Genomic DNA, 6,014 nt, shown 5'->3' with positions numbered 1-6,014 from the left:
TCGCCCCGGCCTTTCACGCCGGCGCGGAGCTCGCCTTCGTCGACTCGGAGCCCGGATCGTGGAACATGAGCCCCAACGCGCTGGAGCGGGCCCTGGCCGACTGCGCCCAAAGGGGAAAACTGCCGAAGGCCGTCATCCTGGTGGACCTCTACGGCCAGAGCTGCGACATGGACCCGCTGCTGGCGCTCTCCGCGCGCTACGGCGTTCCCGTGATCGAGGACGCCGCCGAGGCGCTGGGGTCGGCGTACAAGGGACGGCCCAACGGCTCCTTCGGGGCCTTCGCGGCGCTCTCCTTCAACGGGAACAAGATCATCACGACGTCCGGGGGTGGAATGCTGCTCTCCGACGACGAGGAGGCCATCGCCCGCGCGCGCTTTCTGGCGACGCAGGCGCGCGACCCCGCGCCCTGGTACCAGCACTCCACGCTGGGCTGGAACTACCGTCTCAGCAACGTGCTGGCCGGCATCGGCCGCGGGCAGCTGGCGCACCTGGACGAACGGATCGCGGCCAGGCGCCGGATATTCGATCGCTACGTCGAGGCGCTGGGCGACGTTCCGGGCCTCTCCTTCATGTCGGAGCCGTCCTGGAGCCGCAGCAACCGCTGGCTCTCCACCGTCGTCCTGACGGACCGCGTCAAGGCCTCCCCGCTCTCCGTGCTGGAGCACCTCGAGTCTCTAAACATTGAGGGGCGGCCCCTCTGGAAGCCCATGCACCTTCAGCCCGTCTTCAAGGGGGCGGACTACTGGCCCTGCGAGACGAGACGGGACGTGTCGAAGGACCTGTTCGAGCGCGGCCTGTGCCTGCCCTCCGGCACGGCCATGACGGAGGAGCAGCAGGACCGCGTCATCGCCGCCGTCCGGGAGGCCGTCGGCGCGCCGAAGGTCGTCGCCGTCTAGCCCGATGCTCAAACGCCTTCTGGACGTCGCCGGGGCCGCACTGGGGCTCGTCCTCCTCTCCCCCGTCATGCTGGCCGTCGCGGTCTGCGTGCGGCGGCGCATGGGGTCCCCCGCCGTCTTCGTGCAGACGCGAGCCGGGCGCGGAGGCAGGCCCTTCGCCCTCTACAAGTTCCGCTCCATGACGGACGAGCGCGGCCCCGACGGGAACCTCCTGCCGGACGCGGAGCGCCTGACACCCTTTGGGCGGTTTCTGCGCCGCACGAGCCTGGACGAGCTGCCTCAGCTCTGGAACGTCCTGCGGGGCGACATGAGCCTCGTCGGGCCCCGCCCGCTCCTGACGCAGTACGTGCCGCTCTACGACGCCCGGCAACGAAAGCGCCTCGACGTCAGGCCGGGCATCACGGGCTGGGCGCAGGTCAACGGGCGCAACGCGCTCTCGTGGCCCGCGAAGTTCGAGTTGGACGTCTGGTACGTGGAGCACCGCTCGACGGGGCTGGACCTGAAGATCATCCTGCTCACCATAAAAAAGGTGCTGGCACGCGAGGGCATCGCCGCGTCGGGCGAGGCCACCATGCCGCCGTTCGAGGGAAATAGATCATGAAAGTACACCACATTGGCTATGCCGTCAACGAACTGGAAAGCGCGGCGGAGAAATTTCACCGTTTGGGGTATTCCCCCTCCGGCACGCCCGTCGATGACGCCATACGAGGGGTGCGAATTCAATTTTTTGAGGACAGGTGCGGAGTAAAGGTAGAATTGGTGGCACCGCTCAAAGAATCCTCCCCGGTCAGTGGCTGGCTGAAGAAGAATGGAAACTCCCCATACCACATCTGCTACGAGAGCCTGGACATCGAGCGGGACATCGCCGCCATGCAGGAACAGGGTTTCATGCTGCTGGAGCGTCCTGCCCCTGCGCCAGCGATGGGGCAAAGGCGCGTGGCATTTCTTTACAGTCGGCCGACAGGGCTCCTGGAGTTTGTCGAAAATGTTCATGGGCCCCTCGACAGCGGCCCTGAAAGGAACGGTTCTCTCTTATGAAATTCTGTACTCTCTCAGGCGTTAAAATCGGCGGCGTCGCCGCCTGCGTGCCCAGGGACAGGGTGGACAACGGGACTGCGGGCGCGGAACTCTTTGGCTCCCGCCTCGCCGACACCATCAGGGTGACCGGCATCCGGGAGCGCCGCGTCGCGCCTCCGGGCGTTACGTCCCTGGACCTCTCCGTCGCGGCGGGGAAGCGGCTCCTCGACGCTGCGGCCCTGGACCCTGCTACGGTGGGCGGCGTGATCTTCGTCACGCAGACGCCGGACCACGACATGCCCAACAACTCGTCGCGCGCGGCGCACCTCTTGGGCCTGCCGAAGGACTGCTCCGCGGTGGACACAAACTTCGGCTGTTCGGGGTACGTCTACGGGCTGTGGCTGGCGGGGCTCATGGCGCGCTCCCTCGCCGCCCCGGTTCTCCTGCTGGACGGGGAGACGCAGTCGCGCTGCACCTCGCCCAGGGACCGCTCGACGGCCCTGATCTTCGGAGACGCAGGCTCCGCGACGCTCGTCCTGCCGGACGAAGGGGCCGCGCCCTGGCACTTCGGCTTCCTGACGGACGGCTCGAAACACGAGGTCCTCATCATCCCGGAGGGTCGTTCCCGACAGCCCTTCAACGAACGGTCCCTGGAATACCGGGAATGGCCGGACGGCAGCGTCCGGCGCCCCATCGACATCCGCATGGACGGCATGGCCGTGTTCGACTTCGTGGTGCGGAACGTCCCAGGATGCCTCAAGGCCCTGTTGTCCGGCGCGGGCTGCTCCGCCTCGGAGGTGGACCTTCTGCTCCTGCACCAGGCCAACCTATTCATGATTCAGCAGACGGCAAAGCTGCTCAACGTCCCGCTGGAGAGGATGCCTGTGAGCCTCGACCGTTACGGCAACTCAAGCTCCGCCACCATCCCCGTGACGGTATGCTCCGAGGCGGCGCAGCAGGTGGCGGGCCGGGCGAACCGCGCCCTGTTGGCCGGCTTCGGGGCCGGGCTCTCCATCGCAGCGGCCCTGATCGACCTGGGGCCCTGCGTCTGCCCGCCCCTCATCGAATACGACGAGGGCTCGATGGCATAACCCCTTATATTATTTTTTAATGGAGGTTCTTTTAAGAATGACGAACGAGGAAAAGCTGGCACTCCTGATCGAGACCATCGAGGCCGACCCAAAGGACGTGAAGCCCGACACCCTGCTGGAGACGCTGGACTGCTGGGACTCCCTCAGCAAGCTCTCCGTGCTGGCGATGTTCACCGCGCGCTTCAATCGCGACGTTGGCGTTGACGCCGTCCGGGGCTTCAAGACGGTGGACGATATCCTGAAGGAAATGCACGAGTAGATGAGCGCCCTTCAGGACACCCAGCCCGGAATCGAGGCCATTGAGTACTGGCTTCCGGACCAGGTCGTCACCAACGAGGACTTGGCGCGGGAATTTTACGACTGGGACCCGCAAAAGGCCTGGCGGGCGACCGGCATTCGCGAGAGGCGCGTTGGGCCGGAACCCGCTTCGGACATGGCCGTACAGGCCGCAGAAAAGCTCTTCTCGCTTCACTCCGTGGACCGCAGCTCCATCGACTTCCTCCTGCTGGTTACGCAAAGCCGGGACTATCCCATGCCGGCCACCGCCTGCATCGTGCAGGACAAGCTGGGCCTCCCGACGTCCTGCGGGGCCTTGGACCTCACGCTGGGCTGTTCGGGCTACGTCTACGGCCTTTTCATGGCCAAGGCGCTGTTGGCCTCGGGCAGCTGCCGCCGCGTCCTCCTGCTCACGGTGGAAAAGATATCGCACCTGCACCCCGCCGACAGGAGCACGCGCGTCCTCCTCGGCGAGGGGGCCTCCGCGACGCTGCTCTCCGCGTCGGACCCCATCGCCTCCATCGGAAACTTCGACCTCGGGACGGATGGCCGTGGGTACGCCAACCTCTTCGTCCCCGCCGGAGGCACCGCCCTTCCCCACTCCCCGGAGACGGCACGCTCCATTGCGGACCCGGCGGGAAACGTCCGCAGCCAGGACACGCTCTTTATGGACGGCATGGAGATCTTCAGCTTCTCCGTGCGGGAAGCGCCGAAGACCTTCAGGGCCGCCCTGGAGAAGAACGGAATGAGCAAGGAGGACGTCGCCCTGTTCGTCTTTCATCAGGCGAACCGAATGATCCTGGAGACGCTGCGGGCCAAACTGGACATCGACCCAAGTCGCTTCTGCATCGACCTCGAGCGCGTGGGCAACACCTCGTCCAGCTCCATCCCCATCGCCCTGCGGGACCGCATGGACGCGCTGAGGCCCGGAGACAACGTCCTGCTGTGCGGCTTCGGCATCGGATACTCCTGGGGGAGCACCGTATTGAAATGGAGGCGTTCTCATGACTGATCCCTTCGCTCTGGAGGGGCATCTCATCCTCGTGACCGGCGCGTCCTCCGGCATCGGGCGCTGCGTCGCGATACGGGCCGCCCAACGGGGGGCAAAGCTCATCCTGACCGGCCGCGACGAGGCGCGGCTCGCTGAAACCGCCAGCCAGCCGACGGCACGGGGCACCGGTGGGTCCCGCTCGACCTGAGCCGGAGGGAGGGCCTTGAGCCGGCCATCGCCGAGGCCCTCGGTGGCACGCCCCCTCTGTCGGGCTTTGTGCACAGCGCAGGCGTTGCGCCGACGGTCCTGCTCCGCGACCTGAGCGCCGAAGCCGCGGAGGAGCTGATGCGCGTCAACTGGCTGTCCTTCATGGCACTGGCCAGGGCGATCTGCCGGCGCGGGCGCTACGCTCCCGAAATGAGCGTCGTCGCCGTGGCCTCCATCTCCGCGACGGCAGGACAGACGGGGCTCAGCGCCTACTGCGCCACGAAGGGCGCCCTCATCGCCGCCGTCCGATCGCTGGCCGCGGAGTACGCCCCGCGGGGGATCCGCTTCAACTGCGTGTCCCCCGCCCCCGTAGACACCCCCATGCAGCACGCCACCCGCGAACGGCTGGGCGACGGGTGGTATCAAAAGGAGGTGCTGGACAGGGCGAAGCTCGGCACGCTGGCCCCCGAAGACGTGGCGGACCCCATCCTCTTCCTCCTGTCCGACGCCAGCCGCCGCATCACGGGCGTCAACCTGACGATAGACGGCGGCTGGTCCTTCGCCTGACGCCGCGGGCCTCGCGTCCCGAACGGACCGGCCCTTCAAATCGGGGGCCGCGTGATAAAATAGAGCTGGGTCGAGGCCCGTGGCGCGACGCCGTTCCTGCGGTCCGCAGGACAGCCTCGACAGGGCCGTGCGCTGCCCTTGCCGCGTTTGGGGCGCGCTTTAGCGTTGATGTTTGTGAAAGGAGTGAGCGCAGGATGAGCTTGAGTGAAAAGAGCTGGGCGTTTGTGGCGGGGCTCGCTGCCGGCATCGGAGCCGCCTGTTTTGTCAAGAGCAAAGCCGGCCGCGCTGCGGCCGTGGCCGTGGCCGTCAAGGGGATGAAGCTGAAGGAGCAGGTGGCCGGCTTCGCCGAACGCGCGAAGGAGAGCCTGGAGGACATCGCCGCCGAGGCCCGCCAGAAGGCGGACGAATAGGGAAGCCTCGGCGCAACCGGGCCGCCGGACGTCCGGCGGCCTTTTTTTCTGACCTCCGTCCAAAATCCATGGTGCCGCTTCCGAAAGGAGGCGGCACCGACAACGAGTCTGACGGCTTGACCGTCAGCCAGCCAAAGGAACGAAGCGTAATGGAATACACCATCGAACACCAACTTCCGGGGCGCATACGGCTTCGATGTCCCCCAGGGTCCTTTTCACAATCCGAGGCCTACGCCATTGCGGCGATCCTCGAGACGCAGAGCGGCGTCCTCGAGGCCCGCGCCTCCCACAGGACGGGAAGCCTTTTGATCCGCTACAGCGAGGGGCACCGCGACGAGGTCCTCAAGGCCGTGGACCTCCTGGACCGCTCCTTTTACGGCCCAATCGACGGCGCCGCGCTGGCCCCCTCCCCCGGCGGGAGCATCGGAGAAAGCCTGGCCTCCGTGTTCGTCGGGCTTGCCGTCCGGGCCCTCATGCCGCGGATCATTCGTTCCGCGCTGACGATCTTTCGCGCGATGCCCCTCTTGAGAAAGGGCCTCCACAGCCTCCTCGCCCGCGG

At 66.8% G+C, this 6,014-nt stretch carries 9 protein-coding genes and 1 pseudogene; all 10 read left to right on the top strand.

The annotated features are described in order from the left end of the window. On the top strand, positions 1-896 hold an 896-nt coding region (locus SY1_RS06910; protein ID WP_208873198.1), incomplete at its 5' end, for a DegT/DnrJ/EryC1/StrS family aminotransferase. A gap of 4 nt (positions 897-900) precedes the next feature. After that, complete coding sequence (locus tag SY1_RS06905) at positions 901-1,497, top strand: sugar transferase (RefSeq protein WP_015556599.1); 597 nt, start codon at positions 901-903, stop codon at positions 1,495-1,497. Further along, positions 1,494-1,934, top strand: coding sequence for a VOC family protein (locus SY1_RS06900; protein ID WP_015556598.1), 441 nt, complete (start codon positions 1,494-1,496; stop codon positions 1,932-1,934). The genes SY1_RS06905 and SY1_RS06900 overlap by 4 nt, the downstream gene beginning before the upstream one ends. Beyond that, positions 1,931-3,004 carry a 3-oxoacyl-ACP synthase III family protein gene (locus SY1_RS06895; protein WP_015556597.1) on the top strand — a complete coding sequence of 358 codons (1,074 nt, stop codon included), beginning with the start codon at positions 1,931-1,933 and terminating at the stop codon, positions 3,002-3,004. Before SY1_RS06900 ends, SY1_RS06895 begins: the two co-directional genes overlap by 4 nt. 37 nt (positions 3,005-3,041) lie before the next feature. Then, the gene (locus tag SY1_RS06890; protein ID WP_015556596.1) at positions 3,042-3,263 is read left to right on the top strand and encodes a hypothetical protein; all 222 of its coding nucleotides are present in this window, start codon (positions 3,042-3,044) and stop codon (positions 3,261-3,263) included. Then, a complete protein-coding gene (locus SY1_RS06885; RefSeq protein WP_015556595.1) occupies positions 3,264-4,292 on the top strand; it encodes a 3-oxoacyl-ACP synthase III family protein in 1,029 nt (342 codons plus the stop codon). It begins immediately after the preceding gene. Beyond that, positions 4,285-4,479, top strand: a complete 195-nt coding sequence (locus SY1_RS12560) for an SDR family NAD(P)-dependent oxidoreductase (RefSeq protein WP_015556594.1) — start codon at positions 4,285-4,287, stop codon at positions 4,477-4,479. Before SY1_RS06885 ends, SY1_RS12560 begins: the two co-directional genes overlap by 8 nt. Then, positions 4,476-5,045 (top strand): SDR family NAD(P)-dependent oxidoreductase, encoded by a 570-nt coding sequence (locus tag SY1_RS06875; protein WP_208874018.1) that lies wholly within the window; start codon positions 4,476-4,478, stop codon positions 5,043-5,045. Before SY1_RS12560 ends, SY1_RS06875 begins: the two co-directional genes overlap by 4 nt. 194 nt (positions 5,046-5,239) lie before the next feature. After that, the gene (locus SY1_RS06870; protein WP_015556593.1) at positions 5,240-5,455 is read left to right on the top strand and encodes a hypothetical protein; all 216 of its coding nucleotides are present in this window, start codon (positions 5,240-5,242) and stop codon (positions 5,453-5,455) included. Between the two features lie 149 nt (positions 5,456-5,604). Then, a pseudogene (locus tag SY1_RS06865) lies at positions 5,605-6,014 on the top strand (heavy metal translocating P-type ATPase); the annotation flags it as partial.

It is taken from the genome of Fretibacterium fastidiosum (assembly GCF_000210715.1).
Lineage (GTDB): Bacteria > Synergistota > Synergistia > Synergistales > Aminobacteriaceae > Fretibacterium > Fretibacterium fastidiosum.
This window is presented reverse-complemented; position numbering and strand designations above follow the sequence as displayed.

Excerpts from the sequence above, each read along its gene's own strand:
- SY1_RS06895 (WP_015556597.1), top strand. The coding sequence starts at position 1,931 with ATGAAATTCTGTACTCTCTCAGGCGTTAAAATCGGCGGCGTCGCCGCC.
- SY1_RS12560 (WP_015556594.1), top strand. The coding sequence starts at position 4,285 with ATGACTGATCCCTTCGCTCTGGAGGGGCATCTCATCCTCGTGACCGGC.
- SY1_RS06890 (WP_015556596.1), top strand. The coding sequence starts at position 3,042 with ATGACGAACGAGGAAAAGCTGGCACTCCTGATCGAGACCATCGAGGCC.
- SY1_RS06885 (WP_015556595.1), top strand. The coding sequence starts at position 3,264 with ATGAGCGCCCTTCAGGACACCCAGCCCGGAATCGAGGCCATTGAGTAC.
- SY1_RS06870 (WP_015556593.1), top strand. The coding sequence starts at position 5,240 with ATGAGCTTGAGTGAAAAGAGCTGGGCGTTTGTGGCGGGGCTCGCTGCC.
- SY1_RS06900 (WP_015556598.1), top strand. The coding sequence starts at position 1,494 with ATGAAAGTACACCACATTGGCTATGCCGTCAACGAACTGGAAAGCGCG.
- SY1_RS06905 (WP_015556599.1), top strand. The coding sequence starts at position 901 with ATGCTCAAACGCCTTCTGGACGTCGCCGGGGCCGCACTGGGGCTCGTC.